Raw genomic sequence first — 25,365 nt, forward strand, 5'->3', positions numbered from 1 at the left:
AACTTCCTTACCAGCTTCAGCCTTCAACACAAACAACCGCCGTATACCGGAATGATATTCCGGTATCGGCGGTTGTTTGTGCTCTTGGGGACCCATCACCTGATCCGGACCAGCGGCAGGAAGATATCATCAATAATACCGGTGATTGTCTCATCAGAAACAGGTTCATGGGTGGTAAGCAGCTCGTAGCGGAATAAATCGGCGGGAAGCATAATTACCCGGTCCGGAATGCGGTCCAGCCGGACCTCTCCCCGTTTCTCCGCGTTCTCCAGAATCGTTCTCATAATCGCGTTCAGCTTGCCTCCGCTCTTGGGAGGCAATATCTTCGGCAGCAGTGCAATAAGGTTATCGCCGTGATACTCCACCAGCAGACCGTGGATCGTCTCAGCTCCGATGCCCTGCAAAGGCCTGGCGAAGCTCTCAAACAGCTGCAGCATATCCGTACGCAGATCGCCTGAATCGGGAGCGGCCAGAGCAGTCTTAGGCATATGCTTCTTAATCGCGGCTGCAACAATCTTGGCTTTATTCGGCCAGCGGCGGTAGAGTGCGGTTTTATTGGTTTGCGCCCGGACCGCAATCCCCTCCATCGTCAGGCGGGCATAACCCGCTTCGCCAAGCTCTTCCCAGGCGGCCTGCAGTATGGCTTGTTCGAGAACCTCCCCGCGGCGGCGTCCGCCTTTGGGCTGATTTTCTTGTTTGATATCGTCCATGTCATTTCCTACTTTCGGGATATTTCAGTATAGACGCGGCTTGCCTCTGGCGGACAAAATGGGCAGAAAATTCTCTTGTTGCATTCTGGCTGCTTTTACTCTATCTTATTCACATAAGGTACGCAACGTACCGTACCTTATTATGTTGAGAGGAGCAATTTTATGTCAGACCAAAGAAGCAAGCCCAAGAAAGCACAGAAAGAGAAGCTTGATCCCGCCATTCTTAAAGTAGCCCTTATTCTCGTCTTCGGTGCACTCGCGCCGTTATTCGACTCCACGATGATCAACGTTGCCATCAGGACACTTACTTCAGACCTGCAAAGCTCCGTTGCCGTTATCCAGTGGGTCATTACCGGTTACGTCCTGACCATGGGTATGGCAATTCCGGTGTCCGGCTGGGCAGTCAACCGTTTCGGCGGCAAAAAAGTATACATGTTCTCACTCGCCGTATTCCTGGCCGGTTCGGTCCTCTGCTCCCTGGCCTGGAATCCCGGCAGCCTGATCGGCTTCCGCCTCCTGCAGGGCGTAGGCGCAGGAATATTAATTACGACCCTGCAAACCGTGCTTGTCCAGACTGCCGGGGGCCGCAACATCGGACGGATCATGTCAATCATCAGCATTCCCACCCTGCTGGGGCCCATTCTCGGTCCCGTGCTGGGCGGGGTCATTATCAACAGCCTGGGCTGGCGCTTTATTTTCTACGTGAACATTCCCATTACCCTTATCGCAATACTGCTGGCCTGGCGCGGCATTCCGGCGGATGAGCCGTCCACACGCAAACAGACGCTTGACCTTACCGGTCTGCTGCTGCTGTCCCCTGCTTTTGCTATCCTCATCTACGGGATCGCCCAAATCAGCACCTATGGGGGGCTGCACAGCAGCAAAGTGGTGATTCCCCTGGTGATTGGCCTTGTCCTCATGGCCGCGTTCATTGTCTACGCTTTGCGGACGCGCATAGAACCGCTGCTGGATCTGCGTCTGTTTAAGTCGCGCATTTTCTCAGCATCGAATGTCACCGTATTCCTGTCCGGCATGGTCATGAACGGGGCTTTACTCCTGCTGCCATTATACTATCAGCAGGTACGCGGTGAAAGTGTATTGTATACCGGAATGATGATGATTCCCCAAGGAATAGGTATGCTGCTCACCAGAAGCTGGATCGGCAGTCTGTCCGACCGCACCGGTTCGCGGATCATCGTCATTCTAAGCCTGCTGGTCACTATATTCGCGACACTTCCCTTTGCCTTCGCCGGTTCGGATACGAATCTGATCCTGCTCGCGGCAGCACTGGTAGTCCGGGGGGCTGCCCTGAACGGACTCCTGATTCCGGTAATGGTATCCGCATATATAGGGCTGCGCAAGGATCAGATCCCCCATGCCAGTATCTCCATGAGGATCTGCCAGACGATCGGCGGCGCCTTCGGGGCAGCGATTCTGGCCACTGTATCCCAGCACCAGTTGGCCGGGCAATCAGCCTCAAGTCTCCAGAGCATTGCCGGGGCATACGATGCGGCCTTCTGGTGGTCGATCGGCTTTGCCGTGATCGCATTGATTCCTGCACTCATCCTGCCCTCGCACCGCAGCAGCCCTGCGGCTGGCTGAGGATAAACCTCAAGCGGATATTAAGGCCCAATATCAGCTTGAGCAGCAATATCAGCAGCAGTTGCACTATGCCAACCAAAAACCCCCGTTTCTCCCTGATAGAGCGGAGAACCGGGGGTTTAGATTGCTTTTATGAGAATGTACTGTCTACTGCCCGAAACCGACACGCGGCCGTTCCCGTTCTTTGGTCTGCACATCTACTGCACGGATCGAGGTGATTGGAATGTAGAGGGTCTGGAACTCCGTGCTGTACTTCACGAACCTCTCATCCAGCTCCTCCAGAACCCCTCCTCTGACACTGGTTCCATCCAAAAAATGAATCGTTACTTCCTGCCCTTTCAATGCTGATAACATCTTAATCCGCTCCTTCGTCTACAGATGGGTAATAATCGTGTCGATGATCCCGTATTCCAGTGCTTCCTCAGCTGACATGAAATAATCACGGTCCATGTCCTTCTCCACCTTCTCCGCCGGCTGGCCGGTACGTTCCGCCGTAATCTGGACTATCTTGTGCCGGATTTGCAGAATACGTCTTGCGCTGATGGCGATATCACTGGCCTGGCCCTGTGCACCGCCATGCGGCTGATGGATCATGATCTCGCTGTTCGGCAGTGCGGATCTTTTGCCTGTAGCTCCTGCCAACAGCAGCAGCGAAGCGAAGGAAGCCGCAAAACCGGTGCAAATCGTATTCACCTGCGGTTTGATTACCTGCATCGTATCATAAATACCAAAGCCGGCGGTAGTCGAGCCCCCGGGGCTGTTGATGAACATCTGGATATCCTTATCCGGCTCATCCGCCGCCAGGAACAGCAGCTGGGCAATAATGCTGTTGGCCAGCCCGTCATCGATTGCCGCACCCACGAACACAATCCGGTCCTTCAGCAGCCGGGAATAAATATCGTAGGACCGTTCGCCTCTGGAAGTCTGTTCAATGACATAAGGTATAATACTCATTAGGTTGTGCCTCCTCTGATCTGTCTTAGTGTATATATCCTGTAGACGGACCAGGGAAGCTTAAAGATACGGGCATACGGAATTCGGCAGGTATACAGGGATAGCGTATCTTTTACAAAGTGCCATTCGTTTATATAATAGAAGCAATGGCTATATAAGCTGAATACAAGAACATAACAAAAAAGCACAAAGGAGAGGGCCAAGATGACGATTCTTGAACATCACCGTATGCCGGACAGGGCGGATATGGATAAGCAGAGTCTGCAGGAGCTGGGGACTGCGCTGCACCGGTATTGCCTGTCGCTGACCCGTTCCCCATTCGACGCTGAAGATCTGGCCCAGGAGACCTGGACCAAGGCACTCGGATACAGCAAGTTCACCTTGAGCCCCAATCCTGAAGCCCTGCTGCTGCGGATTGCCAAGAATACGTGGATTGATGCCGCACGGCGCAAAGGCTCCCTGATCCGTGCGCTTGAACGTTCAGAAACCCCGGCCGATTCAGCCCTTTCACCGGCTGCGCAAGGAGACCGCACCGAAATCGAACTGGCCTTTCAGGCCTTGATCAAGCATCTCTCCCCTTTGCAGCGGACCGCCTTCGTACTCCGTGATGTTCTGGGCTATTCAGCCGCCGAGACAGCCGGAACCTTAAGCACTACCGAAGGGGCAGTCAAGGCGGCTCTGCACCGGGCACGCCTGGCCTTATCGAGGGTCCGGGAAGAACTGGCTGAGAATGAGGGGCCCGCTCTTCCGCCGGATGCTGATTACCGGGCTTATCTCCGGGCGCTGGCCCATGCCTATGAGCAGGGTCAAATTCCGTTGATGCTGGAGCTGCTCCGCCAGGAGACTGCTGCAGAAGTAACTGTTGCTGTAAGCACCACCACAGTGCATGCCCTGTATTCCGGAAGCGGAAGCTTCTCCTATCTGAATGGAAGCAGCACCTATGCCGGGCTGCGGATGGCAGCTTAACTTTATTCATTGGAATCTTAGCCCGCACACAAAACTTTAGGAGTGTAGCCAAATGAAGAAGGTACTTGTACTCGGAGGAACGCGGTTTTTTGGTAAAAGACTGGTGGAGCTGCTGCTCCGGGACGGGGACAGCCAGGTAACCATTCTGACCCGTGGTGTAACAGAGGATGATTTCGGTGACCGGGTAACCCGGCTGGCCGTGGACCGCACCGATGAAGCTGCGCTGGAGCGTGCTGTAAGGAATATAGACTGGGATATCGTCTACGATAATATTTGTTTCTCACCGGATGAGGCTGCGGCTGCGGTGCGGATATTTGCCGGCCGGACGAAGCGGTATATTCTGACTTCAAGCCTGTCTGTCTATAATCCGCAGCCGGATATCTTGACTGAAGCGGATTTCGATCCTGCACACTATCCGCTGAAGCTGGGCGGGAAGGCCGATTTTAGTTACCAGGAAGGCAAAAGACTGGCCGAGACCGTTCTGCTGCAGACAGCGGACTTCCCGGTGGCCGCGGTGCGGTTTCCGATTGTGCTGGGCACGGATGACTATACGCGCAGGCTGCATTTTCATATAGAGCATGTACAGGCAGGGCAGCCGATCGGTATCCCGAATCCGCAAGCGGAGATCTCGTTCATCCGTTCCGATGAAGCCGCTGATTTCCTGCACTGGCTGGGCAGTTCCACGTTGATCGGTCCGGTGAATGCCTGTTCGGACGGTACACTGACCATCGGCGGAGTTATCTCCATTGTTGAAGCGGCAACAGGTAAACCTGCCGTGGTCCGGCGGGAAACCGCAGATTCGGACAGCTCTCCCTTTGGCATCGAAGAATCCTGGGTCATGGATACGGCAAAAGCCCGCTCCGCGGGCTTCAGCTTCCTGACATTATCCGGGTGGTTCCCGGAGCTGGTCACTTCGCTGAATCATTCACTTCGCCAGCACCAGTAAATCAGCCTCCGATTCACTCCGCCCGTCTGCGGATGCGGATTCCTCCATCACCCGTAATACTCCAGACTGAGGCCGGTGAACTCCGGCTCCGGTCCTTTTTTCAGGCTCCGCAAACGTTCCGGCTTCTGACTTGGGTTCCGGCTTCTCCGATGTCTGCTCCTTAGTCTTCTCCAAAGTCTTCTCTACCGTATTGTCCACTTCTTTCGTATACGTATTCGTCCTCGCAACTTCTGTCGCTTCTATCTTCGCTCCAGCCTTTGCCGCTGTTTCTTCGTCCACTCGCACTTCAGGCCCGTCCGCAATTTTGAACACATTGATCTCCCGGAACAGCCGCTGCGAGATTTCATGAATCTCCTCCGCCTGCCGTGCAATGTCGCTGATCGCCTTATCCTGCTGGGTGCTGGAGGCATTCACTTCCTGTACCCCTGCCGCTGTCTGCTCCGCCACGGAGGCTACGGAATGCACAGATTCGGCAAGGCGTGAGTTGATCGTACGCGTCTGTTCCACCTTCTGGTGAATCTGCCCGATCTGTGTGCTGATGCCCGCAATGGATTCATCGATCGCCCCGAAGGATGCCAATGTCTCCGCCACCTGGTGATCCTGCTGCTCCAGACTTTCTCTGGTCTCCATCATATATCCCTGGAAATCGGCCATGCCGGCCTGAAGCTCCTGGATAATCCGGCTGATATGCACGGAGGAATCATTCGTTTGCACGGATAAATGTCTGACTTCATCGGCAATAACGGCGAAGCCTTTTCCCGATGCCCCGGCCCGCGCTGCCTCGATCGCAGCATTGAGCGAGAGAATATTCGTCTGCTTCGAAATCTCCGTGATTGAATTGGTGATGCGTGAAATATCCTTGGACTGGTTCACCAGTTGCTCCAGCGCCACATAAACCTTGCTGATCGACTCCCGGGAACGCTGTGAAATCTGGCGCAGGGCAGTAACGGTATCTGAACCCTGCTGCGTATTCCGGTTAGCCGCTTCACTTGTCGTCAGCATCACATCCGTATACTCGGTAATATCCTGTACCCCGCGGGCCAGCTCCTCCAGCAGCAGCGTACTCTGTTCAGACTGAACAGCCTGCTGGTCGGCACCCAGCGAAATCTCCTGAATCGTCCGGACAATATCCCGGTTCGTATGCGCGGTAATCGCCGATGACTGCTGAAAAGAATGCGAATAGTCAGCCAGTGAGCCCGCAGCAGACAAGGTCTGCCGCAGCATGCCCTGAACTCTGCCCACCATATGATCGAAGTGATGGCTCAGCCGGCCCAGCTCATCATTATACGGGGAGTTGATCTGCTGCCGCAGATCCCCGTCGGCAATCTGCCTGAGTGCAGCCTGCAGCCTGCCGACCGGCGACAGGAATGAGCGGATCAGCAGCCAGGCCAGCACCAGCATGAACAGGAACACTCCGCCTGCAGCATAGGCCACGATTGAGACCGTATCATCCAGCAGGTTAAAAGAAACCGTCTGCGCCTGCTCTGCATTGTCGGCGGCTGCCTCATACAGCTTCCCGTTTGTCTCAAGCATGGATTGATTCAGCGCAAGCGCCTTCGTATGTATAACATCAATCTGTTCCAGTACAGTTAGTGGATCAAGTGTTTCATCCGACATTGCTCCGAGCAGTTCCGTAATGAATTCCCCATATTCTGCGGCCTGAGTGCCCAGAAGTCCAAGCATAGTGAATGCTGGTGTGTCCTGCTCAAATTCCACCTTGGCAAGTTCAGCCAACATCTGCTGCTGTTTCTCCTGTAATGGCTCCGCCAGCTCCAAATCACTGGATTCAGCGAAGGTAGTCTCCGCACGGTTCAGCTCCTGCAGCAGCTGGGTGATGGTTGAGACTGTAATTCTTTTCTCCATTTCGCTCTTCTGCTGTTCCATAGATAGCTCTACCTGGTTAATTTTATGTCCTTGGTACAGAGCCACGCCCAGAAAAATGAGCGTAATTGCCGAGAAACTGAAGATTAGCTTCCATTTCATCGAAAAGTGCAGCAGGTTCCCCTTCAAAAGTATCATCCCTTCATATCTAGCTTGTCTTTACAATAGGTATATTCTGCTAATATCCTCATTGTAGAAGCCGGATATTAACTGTTCTCTTAAGTTGTGTATGCTGAGCGTAAAGAATATGTTGCGAAACTGTTAACAAAACGTCAATATTTAAGGAAATAGAACCAATGGACGGGGATGTATACCTATGAAACTGGAACGGCTGATCTCTATAATCTATAAGCTTTTGAATCACGAGGTGTTGTCTGCGGCCATGCTGGCTGAAGAGTTCCAGGTATCGCAGCGGACCATCTACCGGGATATCGATGTAATCAGTGCAGCGGGCTTCCCGGTCGTATCGTATCAGGGGATGAAAGGCGGATATGGTATGATGGACGGCTACAAAATGGATAAAAGCCTGCTCGGCACTTATGATGTTAACGCCCTGATTACCGTGCTCCGCAGTCTTTCTACCGTGTTTGAAGACGGGCGTGCGCAGGGGACTATTGAGCGGCTGCAGACCATCGGACCGGAGCATCTGACGCAGAGCCTGTCCGTAGATCTCGACACCCTGCGGACGGAACCCGATGCGCTGCGTCATATACGGACTGCCATCACCGGGCGCATAGTGATCCGCTTCGATTATATCGACACCATGAATGAACGTACGGGCCGTGATATCGAGCCGCTGCGGCTTCATTTCAAATACCGGAACTGGTACATTTTCGGATATTGCCGCACCCGTCAGGCTTATCGCGAGTTCCGCCTGTCCCGGCTGATGAATTTGATGCTGACCGGGGATACTTTCGGACCGCACCCGGAGGTGCCGGAAGAGGCAGCTTCCTCAGAGCACGCACGGCAGAACCAGCTGGAGGATGTAGTGATCCGGGTAAGGCCGGAAGCGTTGGCCGACGCGCTGGATCAGTTTCAGCAGATGGACAAACAGTTTCACGAAGACGGAAGTATGACGATGCGCATTCCGGTATATCAGCCGCTCAGCGCACGCTGGTTATGGGCCATTCTGCTCAGTTTCGGCAGCGGTGCCGAGGTCCTCGAACCCCTCAACCTGCGCGCCGTCATCAAAGAGCATCTGCAAAACGCACTCAAACCTTATGAAGAAGTATGACACGCTGTTGTCAAACTTCTTTTTTTATGATGTAAGCAGACTTAAACACACGAGGAGGACATTATGTTTAATGTAATTCAGGAAATCAATGGGTTGGCTGTTGTGCTCGGGACCCTGGCGCTGTCTTTGGTGGGAGGCCTATGGTTTACTGTGGTCTGGGGCAAGGCGTATGCCTACGCTCTGGGAAAAGAGAATGCGCCAAGTGGAAACGGCGTTGCCGTCCTTAAGGAGGACGGTATCGGTTCAGCGGGAAATGGAAGGAATGTTAATCATACGAAACAACATATGAATCCTTCTACTTCCAAAGAAAAACCGGCGCTCCGCTTCATCTTGGGTCCCCTGGTATGCGGACTGGTAACAACAGTGGCGATGGCGGTACTGTTCTATGCGTTCGAGATCGAAACCCTTGCTGATGCTCTCATCTTTGGCGGGATTGTCGGAGCAGGACTATTGGCGGCCACAACCGTGAATACCGGGATTAACCCCAATATTCCCCGGCCGCTGGTCTACGGACTGGTTAGCGGGAGCTACTTTTTCCTGTCCGGGCTGATTGTCAGTATAATTCTTGTAGCGATGAGTTGAAAAGTCGATGTTGTTGTACGTTTTGCAACATTAATTCATCGTTACTGGGGTACCCGTAAGGATTCTTGTATGCGGTACAACAATTCCCCCGTTTAGCTGCTTGGTTGAGGACAATTGATGCCTTTTGTGCAACAATTTTCGGTCAGGGCCGGTTCTGACGAGGGGAATGTTGTATTTCGTGCAGGATTACCTCAACGAACCACGATCGGTTCTCCACCACTGTTTCACCTTTAAGCTAAGCTGCCTGGTCTTCTTGTGAGGGCCAGGTTCGTACAACAGATCGCTCTAAAATCCGCCGAAAAATAGAATCTGCAGCACTTTGTACAATAGATATCTATGGAATTGGTGAATTTGGGCAGATAGCTGGAAATCAATTGTATGAAATACATTAGAACTGGTTTTAGCGCAGGATAACGCAGAATCTGTTGCACAAAGTGCAATCAATGAAGAGCTAGCTCTACCGTTCTCAAGCGGATCGTGACCTAACGGATAGTTGTGTATCTTGCAGGGACAGCTCAATATAATTGTACAAATTGGACTAGGAGAAACTACAGTTAGCACTTAAGCGGGAGTCTTCCCGCCATACAAACTGCCATTCACGTAAAACGTCCGTGCAGGTTCCTGTTGGGGTAATAAAGTTGACAGAAGGGAGTGTACAGTAACTATGAGCGCTGAAAATTGGATTGCGGCTACATCAAGGGAAGATTTGCGGAATTGGCTGCTTATGAATAGTACGGCTGAACCCTTTTGCTGGGTCGAAGCCACTATGAAGCCAATCCCGGGTACGCTGCTGTACCTGGACGCCGTTGAAGAGGCTTTGTGCTTCGGCTGGATCGATGGAGTGAAGAAGATGAACGCTGAAGCGAAGCTGGTCCAGAGATTGTCTCCCCGCAGCAAGCGGAGCTCATGGACTGAGCTTAATAAAGAGCGTGTCCGCCGCCTGGAGAAGCTGGGCTTGATGCGTGAGGAAGGACGGCGGGTCCTTCCTGATATGGACATTAATTCTTTTAGAATAGATGAGGTTATCGAACAGAAGCTGAAAGAGGAAACGCAGATATATGAGAACTTCATGGCCTTTCCGGCGCTCTACCGGCGGGTGCGGATCGATACCATACAAAGCTATATCCATCAGCCTGAAGTGTTTCAGCGCAGACTGGAGAAATTCATCGCAAACACCAGAGCCAATACAATGTACGGCCAATGGCATGATAACGGGCGCCTGCTGGAGTATTAAATCCTGCACTGCTTGTATTTAGAGAAGTTGGCGGGAGAGTGATTTAGGGGGCTGGCGGGGACTGGCGGGAAATTTGCGGGGATTGGCGGGAGCTGAGCGGGGCTTGGCAGGAGCTGGGCGGGACTCGGCGTGGGCTGGGCGGGACTCGGCGTGGGCTGGGCGGGACTCGGCGAGGCTGGACGGGACTTGGCAGGAGCTTGGCGGGACTTGGCAGGACTCGGCGGGACTCGGCGGGACTTGGCAGGACTCGGCGGGACTCGGCGGGACTCGGCGGGACTCGGCGAGGCTGGGCGGGACTCGGCGGGAGCTGGGCGGGACTTGGCAGGACTCGGCAGGGGATGAATAGCTTCACGAGCGTATACGATCGTGAATAGGACTGAGAATCCGCTATTTGGGTAAAACAGGCGGTTTTACGGGTCATGCGGACTCAGAATCGCTTATATGGCTGCCAGCTCCACATTTTAGGCTCGAATGAACAAAATAACTGATTCTCAGTCCGTTTGGGCGTTGAATGCAGTGTTTTGGGCAAAATAGCGTCTTCTCAGTCCGCATTCTCCTGCTGATCGCCATCTGCTGAGCTGACGGTCCTGCCACACTGACGGCCATTCGCTCCAGAACACCACCAGTAATCTGTCTTTCAGGTACGCCTCCTCCATTCTACAATGCCCGGCTTGGTACAATCTCAGAACTAATGAAGTGAGTTCATTATTTCATGCAGAATCTATGTATTCGGTTTCAGCTTCAACTGGAAACTTAAAGGATAGTTGTACATTGTACAACTAAAAACCGCGAAAAGGCAGGCATGCCTCATATAAGTGTATTCTGTACAACTATATCTGCCCGAAGCGGCGTAACCCATCTATAAGGGGCAGTTTAATTGCACGGAATACAACTAAACGAATAATTGGTTGAAAATCAGGCGATTTAGTTGTACAAAGTGCACTTAAGCATACCGCATACCGTAATCGTGTCACTGCAAACCCGGCTAGGCCTAGGAGAACTCTCACCATATTCCTCTAGAATCAAACAAAAAACAAGCCCCCGCATCCGGAAGCCTGTCCTCATGCACACCTATATCCACTATGCTATTGCGCGCTCTCATCCATATACATGACTTCCCACAGATGTCCGTCGATATCCTGAAAGCTCCAATTGTACATAAACCCATGGTCGACCGGATCATTGAACGGTTTCCCGCCGGCCCCAAGTGCCTTATGCACCAGCTCGTCTACTTCCTCTCTGCTTGCTGCGGAGAAGGCGAGGATGACCTCCGTGTGTCCGGCAGTATCCACAACTGATTTCGAAGTGAAGGTGTTGAAGAATTCTTTGGTCAGCAGCATGGCGAACGTATTATCATTGATGATCATACATGTTGCGTTCTCATCCGTGAATTGCGGGTTGAACTCAAATCCGAGTGCGGTAAAAAAGTTGATCGAATCCTGCAGATTATTCACCGGCAAATTAACAAAAAGCTGGCCTGCCTTATATCCCACTTTCTAATCACCTCTGCATCCATGGAGTGTGTTCCGCACCATTATAGCATGAACTTGTCTCAGGCAAAAAGTTGTGGGTGGCGGTGCGATCGCAGGGGCAGTTGCAGGTGCAGGCGTGTTAGCTAGTGCGGATGCGGGGGCAGATGTAGGTGCAGGTGCGTTAGCTAGTGGTAGTACGGTTGCTGATGCAGATGCAGGTGTGTCAGCTAGTGCGGATGCGGGGGGCAGATGTAGGTGCAGGTGCGTTAGCTAGTGGTAGTACGGTTGCTGATGTAGGTGCAAGTGCGTTAGCTAGTGGTAGTAAGGTTGCTGATGCAGATGCAGGGGCGTTAGCTAGTGCGCGTGCGGGGGCAGATGCAGGTTCAGGTGTATTAGCTAGTACGAGTGCGGGGCAGTTAGCTTCTGCGGGTGCGGGGGCAGGTGCGTTAGCTAGTTCGGGAGCGGGTGCTGATGTAAGTTCAGGTGCTGATGCAGATGCGCTCGCGAGTGCAGGTGCGGGGGCGGGCACAGCACCCCGCAGCCCCTCCCGGCAAAAAAACTGCCGCCGGGTATCAGCCCCGGCGGTACACCCATTCGCCGGCTTTGCAGAGCGCCGCCAACGACGGCCCCGCGCTGCCCCGGCGGAGCAGCGCAATATCCGCCGGCGCGCCGGCGGCCAGGCCCGCTGCCTCCGGCAGGGCCATGAAGCCTGCCGGGTGCACGGACGCCATGTCCCAGGCGTCCGGCAGATCGGCCAGGCCCGCGGCGCTAAGGCGCGCAATGTGGCGCAGCAGCATCTGCGCCGAACCGGCCAGCAGCCCGGGCTGGCCGGCGAGATGCAGCCGGCCCTCCGGGGTCAGCACGACGCGGCCGCCGACCGGCGTGTCGTAGCTGCCGGGCGGCAGGCCGGCGAGGGCAACGGCATCGCTGATCAGCAGCGCCCGGCTGCCCTTGACCTTCATCGCCACCTTCAGCACCTCATCCGGGAGGTGGAAGCCGTCGGCGATCAGAGTGCACCACAGCTCTTCTTCCGCGAGCTGGGCCCACAGATAATTCGGATGGCGCGGCAGCATGGCATGCGCCCCATTGCCGAGATGCGTGGACAGCCGCGCTCCGGCAGCGGCCGCCTCCGAGATCTGCGCCGGGCTTGCCGAGGTGTGCCCGATGGAGACCGTAACGCCCTGCCGCACGCAGTGGCGGATGAACTCCGGACTTCCTTCCCATTCGGGGGACATCGTCACGATGGAAATCCGCCCGCCTGCCGCCTCCTGCCACTGGTCGAACAAGGCCGTACTCGGCGGGCGGATATGCTCCAGACTATGCGCTCCGCGCGGACCGTCTTCGGGCGAGAGAAACGGCCCCTCCAGATGGATGCCGCCAATCGTCGCAGAGGCGGCAGTATCCTCTTCGCAGGCCCGGGCAATCGCCCGCATGGCGCCGTGAATCGTATACGGAGCACCGGTGATCACGGTCGGATAGCAGGTGGTTATCCCTTCGGTCCACAAGGCGCGGATGGCTTCCTTGACAGCCTCCGCGGTCAGCACCGGATGATTGAAGTCATGGCCACCGAAGCCGTTGATCTGCAGGTCTACCAGGCCGGGCGTGGCTACCGGCAGCTCCAGCAACTCGTCCGGCGGCAGCAGTAGTGGTCCATCCAACGGTTCAATGGCAGCAATAATGCTGCCCTCCAGATGGATACGGACCGGCTCGCCTGTACGGTAATGCAGCGCATCCACAATCATCGCACAACCGCTCCGAAGGAATCTGTGTCCACAAACAGCCGGCAATCCCCGTGGCTGCGCAGGATTGTGGACGGGCAGGCTGTGGAGACGGATTCATGCAGCGTACGGGTAACTGCACCGCGCTTAGTCGGGCCCGGGACCATGCAGAACAGCCACTTGGCGGAGAGCAGCACCGGGATCGTCAAGGTCAAGGCCTGCTGCGGAACCTCCTCCAGACTGGCGAAGCATCCGTCATTCACCTGCTGGGTGCGGCAGGCGGCATCGAGGATCACCGCTTTGACCAGCCGGGGATCATGGAAATCCGCAACCGGAGGGTCATTGAAGGCCAGATGGCCATTCTCGCCAATGCCGAGGCAGACAATATCAATAGGAGCTTCTTCCAGAAGCCTGCCATAACGCTCACATTCGGCCTCAAGCTCTGCGGCAGGATTGATATAATGAACTCTGCCCGGCTTCACCTTGTCGAACAGCGCTTCCCGGAGGAAGCTGCCGAAGCTCTGCGGCGAGCCTTCCGGGAGTCCGAGATATTCGTCCATATGGAAGGCCGTAATCCGGCTCCAGTCCAGATCCTTGGCTGCGGCAAGCTCGGCAAGGAATTCATTCTGGGAAGGGGCGGCGGCGAAAATAATTCTTACGAAGGTCTTGGACGCCAGCAGCGCCCGGATCGCCGCGGCTGCTTCACGCCCTGCCGCAGATCCCAGCAGCTGCCGGTTCTCAAACACACGGACAAGCATGGAACCTGCCATTTCGGTATGGATTGGTGTCACTTTCAGCATGAGTAGTTCCTCCCTGTGCCTTGTGGTTGTCCGTTCCTTGTTCCTTCCTCACCCCGGAATTCACCCGGAGTGAAGCCTGTATGCAGCTTGAACAGCTTGGTGAAATAGCTTTTGTTCTCGTAGCCCAGCTGCTCGGCGACCTGCTCCACACTTTGCGGAGACTGGTCCAGCAGCTCTTTGGCATGCTCCATCTTAGTATGGGTGACATAGTGAATGAAGCTCATCCCGGTTTCTTTTTTGAACAGGCGGCTGAAATAGCTCGAATTCAGATGAGTGTATTCGGCTACCTCCTCCAGCGTAATTTTACGGTTCAGATGCCGGTCCACATACTGCTTCACCTTCTTGATCTCATCCCGCCGTGTCTCCTGGTACATCTCCCGGATCACCGGCAGACGTTCATAGAAGAATTGCAGGGACCACTCTTCCAGGCTGTCAATATGCTCAATGGCAGTGATAGTGTCATGCAGCATCTCCAGAGAGAAGGTTGACTGGAACTGTTGCCGGGCCATCAGCCGCATCTGGTTATCATAGAGCAGCTTGAGCACCCATTCCTTGACCTGGCGCGGAGCAAAGCGCTTCACCCGGATATAATCCATCCATTTGGACAGCAGCTCCTCCAGCCTCCCGGCCGATTCCTCCAGGAACGCTTCCCGGATCTCCCGGGAGGCTTCGGTGTAATGCAGAAACAGATCCTCACCGGTGAACGGCTGGAGCTCCTTCAGCCCGGTCAGCTCGCCCGGCTTCAGATAAAAGGCATTCTCCCGCCCCTGTGTAAGCAGCGTTATAATCCCTTCACGGAAATGCCCGCTGCCGGGCGGAATACACAGATATTGAAAGGATGCCCCTACCCCCGGCATGCTCTGAACCGCAGAACGCAGCTTGCCGAGCATGGAGATATGGCCGGCACTTGCGCCATTGCCCATCCCTCCGGTGAAGACCAGCACGCAGTCCCGCCCGCTGTAGGGCAGACATACGGCGGCCGTTCCATCCTGAAGCACCGCTTCGGCGGCGGATTCCACCAGTGCCATTAGCGCAAGATCATCCCGGACCGGCTCCCCGGTACTGCCGCTGACCCGGCATAGGACGGCTACATTCGCCGTCAAATCGGGTATAATCCCCAGCTCGGCGGCATCCGGAAGCCATTCGGTGTCCGGCAGCTCCCGGGCGGCAATCCGCCGCAGCACACTCTGCTTCAGCAGCACCTTTTGATTCTCCGCCATGCTTTTCCATTTCAGCGTCTGGGCTTTGTCCGCATCCCTGCGCCGCAGCTCATCGCCAATCTCCTGCAGCAGACCGGTAATCAGCTCGCGGCTGATCATCTCCTTGAGAATGTAATCACTCACCATCAGCTTCACCGCCTGCTGCGCATACGTGAAATCATCCATACATGACAGCACCACAACGCGTAAATCTTCGTTCATCAGCTTCAGCTCGCGGATCAGCTCAATGCCGTCCATATAAGGCATGCCAATATCCGTTATCACAATATCCGGCATACCAGCCTGCGCTTTCTCCAGGGCAACCAGACCATTTTTGCAGGCCGAATGAAGGGTCAGTCCAAGCTCGTTCCAGGGAATTACTGCCGAGAGAAAGTCCAGTACCGGATAATCATCATCCACCAGCATCACGCTATACATCGTTCCCACTCTCCCTTTCCTAACCTTGATCCGGAATTTCTTCAGGAAGCACAAACAGGAAGGTTGTCCCTTGTCCGGGGATACTGTCAATGGTAACCTGGAAGGCTGAACCGTATGTCAGATACAGACGCTCGTATACGTTCGACATTCCGATATGGGCCAGTCTGCTGGACGGCATAGATTCCTGCTCCGGCAGCTCAGAGCCTAGCTCAGCCCGGAGCCGGTTCAGGGTAATCTCATCCATCCCCCGGCCGTTATCTTCAATCGCTATGAACAGACGGCTGTCCAGAGTCCAGGTACGGATCAGAATGCGTCCGCTCTCCTGGCGCAGGCCGTGAATATAAGCATTCTCGATGACCGGCTGCAGCAGGAAGCGCGGGATTATCACCCCAAGGCTCTCCGAGGTGCAGTCTGTATCCAGCGTAACTTCATCGGCCTGGCGGAAATTCAGCAGCTCCACATAACTCCTGACAATATGCAGCTCTTCATGCAGAGAAGTATACTCATCGCGCTGTTGAATGGTCATCCGCAGCAGCCGGGACAGCGAGAACAGCAGCTCCGCATTCTCCTCATCCCCCCGCATCATAATGCGCAGGCGGATGGAATTAAGAATATTGAACAGGAAATGCGGATTGATCTGCGATTGCAGCATCGCCAGCTCGGCCTTGCGCTTCTGCGCCTGCTCCACCTTAATCTGTTCGATCATTTTCTCCACCCGGTCCAGCATATGGTCAAAAGACTTGCCAAGCCGCCCAATCTCGTCATACCCGCGCACGCCGGAACGGATGCCAAGCTCCCCCTGCTCTACTCTGGCCGCCACGCTGTCCAGCCTGATTACCGGCTTTGTGAACTGACGGACCAGCAGGACCAGAATCAGCAGGAAGAACGCTCCCGACACGATCTGCACGGCTGTACTCCAGCGGTGGGTTGCACTGATCTGGCTGACCGCCTCGCGGTAAGGCGATAGGCTGACGATCCGGTAGTTCCCATAGGGAATATCCAGGCTGCTGAGCAGATATTGCTCATTGCGGTAGTCCATGAAACGCGAATCCGCTGTGCCCGTCAGTTCATCCGCAAGTGTAAAAGGCTGACCAAGCCTCGTCTTGTCCAGGGAGGCCAGTACAGTTCCGTCAGGTGCAATCAGCAGTGTCTCCTGGCCCTTACGGTTATCATTGAAGATCTGGCTGATCCGGCTCTCGGCGATACTGATAATGACCGTCGCATAAGTGGAATTGGAGGACAGCTTCAGATTGCGGGCAATCGTCAGCACCTGCGGGCTGGTCTGGGCAACGGTAGGAATATAGTTATCGAGCACACCTGCCCAGTAGAGATCGAAGACAGGCTGCTGACGGGCTTTTTCCATCCAGGGCTGGAGCAGCAGGGCGCCGACATCCAGCTTGGCGTAAGGATAATTTGAATAATATTGGCCGTCTGAGGTAAGCACGGTGACAAATGTTTTCTCCATCATGGAGGTCACGCTTTCGAGCTTTTCGGTAACCTCTTTGAATTCCAGTACATTCTTGGCTGTATCCGGCTGATGCAGCTTACTGCGCTGCCAATTTTCTTTGAGAATAAGCGTAATCCCGGGATCGAACTGAATGTAATTCGACACCAGCACCATATTGCTGAGAAGGTTCGAGATATACATGCTCTCCTGTTCCAGCGAACGGCGTTCATTCTGAATCACCTGGGAGCGGAGGATGTGCTCGGTATAGGAATTGGAAATATACAGGGTAATGGAGGCGGGAAGCAGCAGACAGAGCAAGGAAGCGACGAGCAGCTTGTTGCGAAAACCGAGTTTCCATCCTTTTGGCAGCAATGGCAATCCCCCCTTCACAATCAGACGATCGTTTTCTTTGCTTCTATCATATCAGCTTTCCGCCTCCAGTAATTCATTTCCCAGTAATATCTCGACAAAATGTGACGGTTCGGCTTATTTACTTATTGGCATCCACGATCTTTTGCAGTTCAGCTTGCGCTTTGCTGACCGTAGTTTCCAGATCCTGCTGTTTCAGGATGTACAGCTCGGTTTCTTTGGTAAAAGCAGTTTCCAGCTCGCCCTGATAGGTCGGTGGCACACTTAGCGGAGCCGGCTTGGCATTCTTGATCACATAGGCTAGTGAGGTTTCGTCAATCTTGTCCGGGCTCATAGCAGAGGCCTTCACTCCGGCGATGTATTGATCGACATCCTGCTTCTTCCAGGCGGAATATACATTCTGCATCTGCTCACCCTCTGTGGAATACCAGCGGATGAAATCATAGGCTTCCTGCTGATGCTGCGATTTCTCCAGAATGCCCACATAGTTGCCGTTGGCAATACTGACTCCGGAAGGCTGTCCGGCGCTGTTGGAAGGCATCGGTGCAAAGGCAGTGGTGAATGTAGCCGGGAATTCCTCCGATCCGCCCGCTTCTCCAATCATCCAGTTGCCGGTCACAATCATCGCGGCATGTCCGGTGAAGAATTCAGAACGGTAAGCAAGCTTCTGGGAGATGGTATCCGCATACGGTACAGCCACTCCGGATTCCTCTGCCTTGCTGCGCAGCTCCAGCGATTGGCGGATACCCGCACTGTCAATATTTACGATGCCGTTATTGACCAGATTGTTGTCCTTCTCCTGGTTGATAATGGCCAGCTCCCAGTACATCGCCCAGGTATGGAAATAAGTGCCGAAGGTCTTGGACGGCCCGGTACCGCTGGTCAGCTTGGCGGAATAGTCAAGATAGTCATCCCAGCTCCATTCCGTAGGCACAGCCAGTCCAGCCGCATCCAGCTTGTCCTTGTTCAGCAGGACGAAATAATTCTCCAGTGTATCGGGAAGTGCATACACCTGTCCGTCTACGGATGGATCAATCGTATATTCATCCGCCAGCGTGATGCCTTCCTTGCTGATCAGGTCATTCAGCGAAGCCAGCAGTCCGAGTCCCGCACGCTGTGAGTAGTCGGTTGCACCCGGCATGAACACAACGTCCAGGTTCTCGCCGGAAGCAACGAGGAGATCCAGCTTCTTCATCCCGGCCACGGAATCGCCGTTGTCAGCTAGCTCCACGTATTCCAGTGTAATTCCCGGATGGGAATCCTCGTACGCCTGCAGAATAGGCTCCATATCCGCCGCAGGTGACCAGTTGGCGACTTTGATCGTGACAGGTTCTGCAGAAGGTGCAGCACTCTCCGCCGCATCCGGTGCAGCAGTGCTGCTATTAGTGGGAGATGCGTTATTAGTGTTGTTCGAATTGCCGCAGCCCGCCAGGGCTACAAGGAGCACGGTGATCCATACCAACGCGAATACATTCTTTTTCATTAATAACACCCCTTCTAATGTGAGTTCTCCCTGCCTATGAAGCTTGTCCGGCAGCTGTTCCTTATCGATGTGTATGCTGAACTTTAAATATTCCTATAGGTTAATCGTAACTGCGGTGAATATTTGGACTTCCAGCCGCTGTTGTCCCCAGATTTCTTGATTTAAACCGCTCTTCGCGGTAGAAATCCGGTGACAAAGGCGTACGCATTCGCTCTTCCAGTTCCAAAATCCCCCTCCGTCACTTATCCTTTTAGTCAGTTTTCAAGTTCAACTCACTGACAGTCACGTCCGCTCCACCCACCTCCGGTTATGCAACTTCCGGGAACTTGCCAGCCTTCACCCCTTCACCCCCCCCAAGGAAATGCCTTCGATGACCTGCTTCTGGCCGAGGATGAACACTACGAGCAGCGGTACGATTGCAGAGACGGAAGCCGCCATGATGAGGGAATAGAATGCGCCGTTACGGTCAGCGAAGGCATTCATGCCAAGCTGAAGGGTATAGAGCGTCTTGCTGTTCAGGAAGACCAGCGGCGTCTGAAAATCATTCCAGGTCCAGATAAACCGCAGAATGGCATAAGTGGCAATCGCCGGCCGGACCAGCGGAAACAGAATGGAGAGGAAAATGCGGATATGGCCCGCCCCGTCGATCTGCCCGGATTCGATGTATTCATTCGAGAGTGAAGCGAAAAACTGGCGGAGCAGGAAGGTTCCCAGTACGCTGAACCCGCCCAGCAGAATCAGGCCCAGATGGGTGTCATACAGGCCGATGGTGCGGAACATGATGAACAGCGGCACCAGCGTGGCTTCCGCAGGAATCATATAAGTGGCCAGCACCACTACAAATAATGCGTTTCTGCCCGGGAAGCGGATTTTGGTGAAGCCGTAGGCGGCCATGCTGGAGACGGCTACGGACAGGAGTGTCGTGAGTGCTGTGACTTTGATGGAGTTCCAATAATACAGGGTAAAGTTCGCTTTGCCAAACCACACAGAGTGGTAGTTGAACGATGCTCTCCAGGTTTGCGGAATCCATTCGATCGGATATTTGAACACATCAGCCTCAGGCTTAAGCGAAGCGGACAGCATCCATATAAAAGGGAGCAGGAATACGATGCCCAGCAGCGCCATTAGTAGAGTGATGACCGCTTTTCCCCAGTCCAGATTCTTTAATTTCACAGGGGTCCCTCCCTTTCTAGTAATTGACCCAATAGCGCTGTCCCAGCCACTGCAAGCCGGTGATGGCGAGTACGATAACGAACAGAACCATGACCATGGAAGAAGCATAACCCGTCTGAAGATCCACAAATGCGGTCTGATACATGTCATAAACCACAACCGAAGTAGAGTTGGCCGGACCGCCCTCCGTCAGCACCTTGACCAGCGCGAAGGATTTGAAATTGCCGATAATTCCGGTCACCAGCAGGAAAAAGGTCGTCGGCGTCAGCAGCGGAAAAGTAATGGAGCGGAACTGGGCGAACTTCGAAGCACCATCGATCGTCGCCGCTTCATACAGATCGGCAGGAATATTCTTGATCCCGGCAATGTAGATAATCAGCGAGACCCCGAGGTCTATCCAGATCATCAGCAGCATGACCGATGGAAGCGCATACGAAGGATCGGCCAGCCACTTGGGCGGGTTGTCCACTCCGAGTGCCGACAGGAAACCGTTAACCGGACCGTAGGAGGGATGGAACAGAACCTGCCACACTACTGCGACAGCGACGACACTGGAAATCTGGGGCATGAAGTAGATGACCTTGAACGCACCCGGCGCGTAGACATGATTGGTGATTATCACCCCCAGGATCAGCGCTATAGCCATTCCCACCGGTACCGCCAGCAGCATAATGAAATTATTGCCCAGCGACTTCAGAAACACATCATCCTGAAACAGCTGGCGGAAGTTGTCCAGTCCGTTCCAGCGGATCTTGTCAAACCCGGTGACGAACGACCACTTGGTGAAACTGAGTATGAAGGAGAAAATCATAGGGATCAGCGTAAATACAATTACTCCGAGCAGCATGGGCCCGGTGAACAGATAACCCATCCATATTTCTTTCCATTTCCGTTTGTTTCGGCGGATGACCGGATTCTCCCGGGACTGTGGCAAGGCAACTGACGTCTTCAAGGCTCTGTCCCCCCTCTTGCGTGATGTTATCTCTCATTATAGAAAAGCAAAGAATTTTACATAAGTCACGATCCTGACCCGTTCAGAAAAATTTTTACCTGCCGTTGTCCCAATCAGCGATTTGCACACATCATGGCATGCAGCTGGCCAAATCAGTCAAAAACGGTGCCGATTTGCGCAAAATAGTTGATTTACTCCGCCTGCCCGCTTTGTTATCTTCTAGGCAAGCACATAATTAGGAGGAATGTAAATGAACGCAAAGTCAGATATTATGTCCGCTTATATGGAAAGCATTGTAGAACTGCTGAATGAGATACGGAGTGAGCCGAGGGAGAAGCTGGTGCAGGTGGCAGAGCTGCTTGCGGATCATATTGCAGAGGATAAGCTGGTCTATCTGTACGGTCCGGGCGGGCATTCCAACATGAATGCGACTGAGGTCTTCTTCCGCGCAGGCGGCCTGATGCATATCAGCGCTATATTAGATGAAGGCACGATGATCTCGAACGGCGCTCTGCGCTCGATGGCCGTTGAACGTACTCCCGGCTACGGAACACTTGTTATAGAAGATAACCGGCTGGGCGAGGGTGACATACTGATTCTTGCCAATGCATACGGCATTAACACCGCCTGTGTCGATGCTGCCCTGGAGGCGCGGCGCCGGGGGGTTACAACGATTGCCGTTACCTCTGTCGGCCATGCCGAAGCAACCCCCAAGAATCATATTGCCCGCCATCCTTCGGGGCAGAACCTGTATGAGCTGTGCGACTATGTTCTGGACAGCAAGGTCAAGCCGGGCGATGCTGCACTGCATATTGAGGGGATTGAACCGAAGATGGGCTCGACCTCAACCTTCGCCAACGCTTTCCTGCTGAATTCACTGATGATGACCACGGCTGCCTGTCTCGGGGAAAAAGGGATTGAGGTGCCGGTCTGGCGCAGCGGCAATGCTCCCGGCGGGGATGAATGGAATAACCGCTTCATTGAGCGCTTCAAGGGCCGGGTCCGCTGGCTATGAACATTCCACTGATTCCGCAGCCTCAGGTGGTGCAGAGCCGGGGACCGGAACCGGTCAGCGGCATCCGCGGCTGGACGGCGCAGCTATGGAGTCCGGGGAATGATGTCCGGTTATTGGCGGCAGCGCAAGGAATATTCGCGGGGGTGACAGAGGTTCAGGAGCCTGGAGGCAGCGCAGTATATGCGCTGGTCTCGGAGGGAACCCGCTTCAATCCCCGCATGGCCCGGCGGGTAGAAGGCAAGCATGACGGATACGTACTGATTACAGATACAGACCGGGTTGAACTATACGCACTTAGCGCTTCCGGATTGTTCTACGGGCTTAAGACACTGGATCAGCTGCTGGCTGCCGGGGGCGGCTCGGTGCCGGCGGTGACCATTGCCGACTGGGCGGATCTGCGGCTGCGCAGCGATTATCTTGATCTGCGCACAGTCTATCCGACTTATGAGCATATGCTAGAATATATCGCAGAGCTGGCCAGCTACAAGATCAATACGCTGATCATCGAATATGAGGACAAGCTGCCGTTCCGCAAGCTGAGCTTCCTGCGCCATCCCGAATTCGCCTTCACCGAAGAAGAACACAGTCAGCTCCTGCAGACTGCACATAACCATTTCGTCACCGTGATTCCGAAGCAGCAGTCCTTCGGGCATCTGGAATATATTCTGAAGCATCCGGTCTATATCGGGCTGCGCGAAGTCCCCGAGACCGTGTCGGAGCTATGCCCGCACCGCGCAGGCTCCTTCGAGATGATGGCCGGCATTCTGGAGGAAGTGGCTGCGCTTCATCCGCACAGCGATTATCTCCATCTGGGCTGTGATGAGGTCTGGACGCTCGGCACCTGTGAAGACTGCCGGAATTCCGGGCTTACTCCGGAGGCCTCCTTCATCCGCTTTGTCAATCAGCTGGCTGAGAAGACAATCAGCCTCGGCAAAACACCAATGATCTGGCATGACATGATCATGCACGCCACCCTGGACGAGATCGCCGCACTCGACAAGCGTGTCGTAGTGGTGGTCTGGATCTACGGCGGGCACCGGATGAAGGCGGATGCCCGGCTCATTCTCCACAAGCTGCGCGACGCTGGCATCGAGACCATCGGCGCCTCCTCTGTCCGCTGCTGGGATGATAACGGCGACCAGAATTATCCGGTCATTCATAACCGGATCAAGAATGTGCTAGACTGGATTCAGCTGGCGCAATCGGAGCAGCTGGACGGGATCATTCATACGAATTGGGGATGCCCGTTCTCACTGGGCAGTCCCTACGGCCTGTTCGAGACCTCGCGTTATCCGGCGTTTTTTGCCGCAGAGCAGAGCTGGAATGCCAAGGCGGATATTTCATCCTTCCTGGCCCGTTTTCTGCACCAGTTCCACGGGCTTGATACGGCCCAGCTGAGTGGAGAAGAATGGGCAGATTATGCGGTAACCGACTATTATGCCCTGATTCCGCAGCTGCTTCCGGCTGTGAAGAAGAACCGCCTCACTGCCGAGTTGATTGATGCAATGATTCAGTATGAGATCCCGGCGCAGCGCCGCTCTCCGCTGCATACGTTCCTCTTCCGCGGAGCGATGTCGCCAGGCAGTGAGGAAGTCATTACCTTCCTCCGGGATAAGTACAGGAGCGGATACGGCGATCTATTCAGAGCCAAGCAGCGGATGCAGAGCGTGCTTGCAGAGCTGCTTCCGCCGCAGATGGCGGAGCTGTTCATCCGCTCCCGGTTCTACCGGCCGGAATTATTCGAAGCAGACCTGCGCGGGATGATTACAGATCTTGAGATGATTGAACAGAAAGCGGGGGATAGCTGATGCCTGATATGCTTGTGAAGTTATATGATCTGCCGGATAATAGTGCGCTGCTGGAACGTCTGCGGGGAGAAGGAATTGCCATTAAACGGGCGATGACCGGGGATAAGCAGGCCATTGTGGACTTTGTCGGCCGCCATTTCACGAATAGCTGGCGGAATGAATGTGAGACGGCTTTCGCGCATCTGCCTGTCCACTGCTATATTGCCGTGAAGCAGGGCGAAGTGATCGGCTTTGCCTGTCACGATGTTGTTGTGAAGAACTTCTTCGGCCCGACCGGCGTGCTGGAGGATTACCGGGGCCTCGGCATCGGGAAGGCACTGCTGCTGGAATGCCTGTCCGCGATGCACCGGAACGGCTATGGCTACGCCATCATCGGCTGGGTCGTGGACGCAGTGCCTTTCTATGAGAAGACTGTCGGCGCGATTGCGGTCCCTGATTCTTTTCCCGGCGTATTCCGCGACTTGATCAGTATCGACTAAACGCCCCTCTGATACAGCAAACAGCGGCAGCCAAGGACCTAAATGTCCCTGAACTGCCGCTGTTTCATTGTCATTGCAGATGACCTATTCCACCGAGCTAGCAGAAATCGATAATCGGAAATCCTTTATTTTCTGCCCAAATGCAGGTCGATTGTATCATAAATAGTTAACACATCACCGGACTTCATAATCGCCGCTCTGATCTCATCCTCAAACGGCTCTTTAACAGCAGACGGCATGCTTCTATGGTCTGAATATGTATTAAGCAGGGCAATGTAATCCGCCGAGGAGAAGCTTCTGGTTAGGTGATACAACTTGAACTGGATATCTTTGAACCCGTAGGTACGCAGATTCTGTGAGATGGCCTGGTATTTTTCCGTATCATGTTCGATTAATTTGGTATTTGAGGGCCTGTACTGCTGGTAAATACGCTGAATATGCTGATGTAATTCGTCATCCTCCCGCGCTGCAAAAGGCCGGTTCCAGAATAAAGCCACTGTTCCGCCCTTCTTCAACAATTCACGAACCTTCGGGTAACCAACGTCCTCTGGAATCCAATGAAATGCAGTAGCGGAGTAAATGAGGTCTACGCTGTCGTCCGGGCCTGTGAATTCTTCAAATGTCGTATTGTGCACTCTGAAATTCTTGTGTTCCCGGAACTTTAGTTGTGAGTATTCCGCAAGGTCTGCCCCCAGTTCAATGGCCGCTAATTCGCAGCCCGTTTCCAGAAAAGGCCGGGTAGCCTGGCCCGTTCCGATCCCGATTTCAATGACCTTCCCGCCCTGCCCGATCCGGGAATACGCTATAATGTCCCGGAATAATTCCGCACAATAAGCCGGTCTCCATTTATCGTAATTCGCCGCATCCTCATTGAATGTTAACCGTTTATCCATACATCCTCCT

At 54.2% G+C, this 25,365-nt stretch carries 22 protein-coding genes; 9 read left to right on the forward strand and 13 right to left on the reverse strand.

Annotated features, from left to right (window positions below):
• Positions 1-95 precede the first annotated feature (95 nt).
• Positions 96-710, reverse strand: a complete 615-nt coding sequence (locus MHI42_RS08895) for a TetR/AcrR family transcriptional regulator (RefSeq protein WP_171718533.1) — start codon at positions 708-710, stop codon at positions 96-98.
• Between the two features lie 162 nt (positions 711-872).
• On the opposite strand from MHI42_RS08895, the gene MHI42_RS08900 reads away from it, so the two are divergent.
• Positions 873-2,312 (forward strand): MDR family MFS transporter, encoded by a 1,440-nt coding sequence (locus tag MHI42_RS08900; RefSeq protein WP_342423530.1) that lies wholly within the window; start codon positions 873-875, stop codon positions 2,310-2,312.
• 147 nt (positions 2,313-2,459) lie between these two features.
• Here the strand turns inward: MHI42_RS08900 and MHI42_RS08905 are convergent, their stop codons facing one another.
• Entirely contained in the window at positions 2,460-2,666 is a 207-nt protein-coding gene (locus MHI42_RS08905) for a hypothetical protein (RefSeq protein ID WP_039303983.1), read from the reverse strand.
• 18 nt (positions 2,667-2,684) lie between these two features.
• Positions 2,685-3,302: an ATP-dependent Clp endopeptidase proteolytic subunit ClpP gene (gene clpP / locus MHI42_RS08910; RefSeq protein ID WP_256704061.1), complete on the reverse strand. Its 618-nt coding sequence runs from the start codon at positions 3,300-3,302 to the stop codon at positions 2,685-2,687.
• A gap of 168 nt (positions 3,303-3,470) precedes the next feature.
• Between clpP and MHI42_RS08915 the strand changes: the two genes are divergently transcribed.
• Together MHI42_RS08915 and MHI42_RS08920 are read left to right on the forward strand one after the other, a co-directional pair.
• Positions 3,471-4,232: an RNA polymerase sigma factor gene (locus tag MHI42_RS08915; RefSeq protein WP_342423531.1), complete on the forward strand. Its 762-nt coding sequence runs from the start codon at positions 3,471-3,473 to the stop codon at positions 4,230-4,232.
• A 52-nt stretch (positions 4,233-4,284) separates the two neighbouring features.
• A complete protein-coding gene (locus MHI42_RS08920) occupies positions 4,285-5,178 on the forward strand; it encodes an NAD-dependent epimerase/dehydratase family protein (RefSeq protein ID WP_342423532.1) in 894 nt (297 codons plus the stop codon).
• On the opposite strand, the gene MHI42_RS08925 is transcribed toward MHI42_RS08920, so the two are convergent.
• Positions 5,158-7,161 (reverse strand): methyl-accepting chemotaxis protein, encoded by a 2,004-nt coding sequence (locus MHI42_RS08925; RefSeq protein WP_342423533.1) that lies wholly within the window; start codon positions 7,159-7,161, stop codon positions 5,158-5,160. The two genes, MHI42_RS08920 and MHI42_RS08925, sit on opposite strands and share 21 nt — an antisense overlap.
• Positions 7,162-7,375: 214 nt before the next feature.
• On the opposite strand from MHI42_RS08925, the gene MHI42_RS08930 reads away from it, so the two are divergent.
• The 3 genes from MHI42_RS08930 (at position 7,376) to MHI42_RS08940 (ending at position 10,109) form a co-directional block, all read left to right on the forward strand.
• Positions 7,376-8,293, forward strand: a complete 918-nt coding sequence (locus MHI42_RS08930; RefSeq protein WP_342423534.1) for a YafY family protein — start codon at positions 7,376-7,378, stop codon at positions 8,291-8,293.
• Between the two features lie 63 nt (positions 8,294-8,356).
• Entirely contained in the window at positions 8,357-8,875 is a 519-nt protein-coding gene (locus MHI42_RS08935) for a DUF1761 domain-containing protein (RefSeq protein WP_342423535.1), read from the forward strand.
• 664 nt (positions 8,876-9,539) lie between these two features.
• Positions 9,540-10,109, forward strand: a complete 570-nt coding sequence (locus MHI42_RS08940) for a YdeI/OmpD-associated family protein (RefSeq protein WP_342423536.1) — start codon at positions 9,540-9,542, stop codon at positions 10,107-10,109.
• Between the two features lie 1,085 nt (positions 10,110-11,194).
• Here the strand turns inward: MHI42_RS08940 and MHI42_RS08945 are convergent.
• The 8 genes from MHI42_RS08945 to MHI42_RS08980 all read right to left on the reverse strand — a co-directional run bounded on the left by MHI42_RS08945 (position 11,195) and on the right by MHI42_RS08980 (position 21,160).
• The gene (locus MHI42_RS08945) at positions 11,195-11,602 is read right to left on the reverse strand and encodes a VOC family protein (RefSeq protein WP_342423537.1); all 408 of its coding nucleotides are present in this window, start codon (positions 11,600-11,602) and stop codon (positions 11,195-11,197) included.
• Between the two features lie 551 nt (positions 11,603-12,153).
• Positions 12,154-13,323, reverse strand: coding sequence for an amidohydrolase family protein (locus MHI42_RS08950; RefSeq protein WP_342423538.1), 1,170 nt, complete (start codon positions 13,321-13,323; stop codon positions 12,154-12,156).
• A complete protein-coding gene (locus MHI42_RS08955; RefSeq protein ID WP_342423539.1) occupies positions 13,320-14,099 on the reverse strand; it encodes a glucosamine-6-phosphate deaminase in 780 nt (259 codons plus the stop codon). The genes MHI42_RS08950 and MHI42_RS08955 overlap by 4 nt, the downstream gene beginning before the upstream one ends.
• Entirely contained in the window at positions 14,093-15,736 is a 1,644-nt protein-coding gene (locus MHI42_RS08960) for a helix-turn-helix domain-containing protein (protein ID WP_342423540.1), read from the reverse strand. Before MHI42_RS08960 ends, MHI42_RS08955 begins: the two co-directional genes overlap by 7 nt.
• Before the next feature lie 19 nt (positions 15,737-15,755).
• Complete coding sequence (locus MHI42_RS08965; protein WP_342423541.1) at positions 15,756-17,555, reverse strand: histidine kinase; 1,800 nt, start codon at positions 17,553-17,555, stop codon at positions 15,756-15,758.
• 118 nt (positions 17,556-17,673) lie between these two features.
• Positions 17,674-19,035, reverse strand: coding sequence for an extracellular solute-binding protein (locus MHI42_RS08970; protein WP_342423542.1), 1,362 nt, complete (start codon positions 19,033-19,035; stop codon positions 17,674-17,676).
• Positions 19,036-19,371: 336 nt separating this feature from the next.
• Complete coding sequence (locus MHI42_RS08975) at positions 19,372-20,160, reverse strand: carbohydrate ABC transporter permease (protein WP_047013965.1); 789 nt, start codon at positions 20,158-20,160, stop codon at positions 19,372-19,374.
• A 64-nt stretch (positions 20,161-20,224) separates the two neighbouring features.
• Positions 20,225-21,160, reverse strand: coding sequence for a sugar ABC transporter permease (locus tag MHI42_RS08980; RefSeq protein WP_340988023.1), 936 nt, complete (start codon positions 21,158-21,160; stop codon positions 20,225-20,227).
• Between the two features lie 250 nt (positions 21,161-21,410).
• On the opposite strand from MHI42_RS08980, the gene MHI42_RS08985 reads away from it, so the two are divergent.
• From MHI42_RS08985 to MHI42_RS08995, 3 genes are read left to right on the forward strand one after another with little or no spacing between them, the layout of a single operon-like run.
• Positions 21,411-22,175, forward strand: a complete 765-nt coding sequence (locus MHI42_RS08985) for an SIS domain-containing protein (protein ID WP_039305225.1) — start codon at positions 21,411-21,413, stop codon at positions 22,173-22,175.
• A complete protein-coding gene (locus MHI42_RS08990) occupies positions 22,172-23,983 on the forward strand; it encodes a family 20 glycosylhydrolase (protein ID WP_342423543.1) in 1,812 nt (603 codons plus the stop codon). Before MHI42_RS08985 ends, MHI42_RS08990 begins: the two co-directional genes overlap by 4 nt.
• Positions 23,983-24,462 (forward strand): GNAT family N-acetyltransferase, encoded by a 480-nt coding sequence (locus MHI42_RS08995; RefSeq protein ID WP_042135541.1) that lies wholly within the window; start codon positions 23,983-23,985, stop codon positions 24,460-24,462. Before MHI42_RS08990 ends, MHI42_RS08995 begins: the two co-directional genes overlap by 1 nt.
• Before the next feature lie 125 nt (positions 24,463-24,587).
• Here MHI42_RS08995 and MHI42_RS09000 read toward each other — a convergent pair whose 3' ends face one another.
• Positions 24,588-25,355, reverse strand: coding sequence for a methyltransferase domain-containing protein (locus tag MHI42_RS09000; RefSeq protein WP_342423544.1), 768 nt, complete (start codon positions 25,353-25,355; stop codon positions 24,588-24,590).
• Between the last annotated feature and the right edge of the window lie 10 nt (positions 25,356-25,365).

Origin of the sequence: Paenibacillus sp. FSL E2-0178, assembly GCF_038593005.1 — a bacterium.
Lineage (GTDB): Bacteria > Bacillota > Bacilli > Paenibacillales > Paenibacillaceae > Paenibacillus_AQ > Paenibacillus_AQ phytohabitans.

Excerpts from the sequence above, each read along its gene's own strand:
- MHI42_RS08955 (WP_342423539.1), bottom strand. The coding sequence starts at position 14,099 with ATGCTGAAAGTGACACCAATCCATACCGAAATGGCAGGTTCCATGCTT.
- MHI42_RS08940 (WP_342423536.1), top strand. The coding sequence starts at position 9,540 with ATGAGCGCTGAAAATTGGATTGCGGCTACATCAAGGGAAGATTTGCGG.
- MHI42_RS08950 (WP_342423538.1), bottom strand. The coding sequence starts at position 13,323 with ATGATTGTGGATGCGCTGCATTACCGTACAGGCGAGCCGGTCCGTATC.
- MHI42_RS08960 (WP_342423540.1), bottom strand. The coding sequence starts at position 15,736 with ATGTATAGCGTGATGCTGGTGGATGATGATTATCCGGTACTGGACTTT.
- MHI42_RS08990 (WP_342423543.1), top strand. The coding sequence starts at position 22,172 with ATGAACATTCCACTGATTCCGCAGCCTCAGGTGGTGCAGAGCCGGGGA.
- MHI42_RS08995 (WP_042135541.1), top strand. The coding sequence starts at position 23,983 with ATGCCTGATATGCTTGTGAAGTTATATGATCTGCCGGATAATAGTGCG.
- MHI42_RS09000 (WP_342423544.1), bottom strand. The coding sequence starts at position 25,355 with ATGGATAAACGGTTAACATTCAATGAGGATGCGGCGAATTACGATAAA.
- MHI42_RS08930 (WP_342423534.1), top strand. The coding sequence starts at position 7,376 with ATGAAACTGGAACGGCTGATCTCTATAATCTATAAGCTTTTGAATCAC.
- MHI42_RS08905 (WP_039303983.1), bottom strand. The coding sequence starts at position 2,666 with ATGTTATCAGCATTGAAAGGGCAGGAAGTAACGATTCATTTTTTGGAT.
- MHI42_RS08900 (WP_342423530.1), top strand. The coding sequence starts at position 873 with ATGTCAGACCAAAGAAGCAAGCCCAAGAAAGCACAGAAAGAGAAGCTT.
- MHI42_RS08935 (WP_342423535.1), top strand. The coding sequence starts at position 8,357 with ATGTTTAATGTAATTCAGGAAATCAATGGGTTGGCTGTTGTGCTCGGG.
- MHI42_RS08925 (WP_342423533.1), bottom strand. The coding sequence starts at position 7,161 with ATGAAATGGAAGCTAATCTTCAGTTTCTCGGCAATTACGCTCATTTTT.
- MHI42_RS08970 (WP_342423542.1), bottom strand. The coding sequence starts at position 19,035 with ATGAAAAAGAATGTATTCGCGTTGGTATGGATCACCGTGCTCCTTGTA.
- MHI42_RS08920 (WP_342423532.1), top strand. The coding sequence starts at position 4,285 with ATGAAGAAGGTACTTGTACTCGGAGGAACGCGGTTTTTTGGTAAAAGA.
- MHI42_RS08895 (WP_171718533.1), bottom strand. The coding sequence starts at position 710 with ATGGACGATATCAAACAAGAAAATCAGCCCAAAGGCGGACGCCGCCGC.
- MHI42_RS08975 (WP_047013965.1), bottom strand. The coding sequence starts at position 20,160 with ATGGCGCTGCTGGGCATCGTATTCCTGCTCCCTTTTATATGGATGCTG.
- MHI42_RS08915 (WP_342423531.1), top strand. The coding sequence starts at position 3,471 with ATGACGATTCTTGAACATCACCGTATGCCGGACAGGGCGGATATGGAT.
- MHI42_RS08985 (WP_039305225.1), top strand. The coding sequence starts at position 21,411 with ATGAACGCAAAGTCAGATATTATGTCCGCTTATATGGAAAGCATTGTA.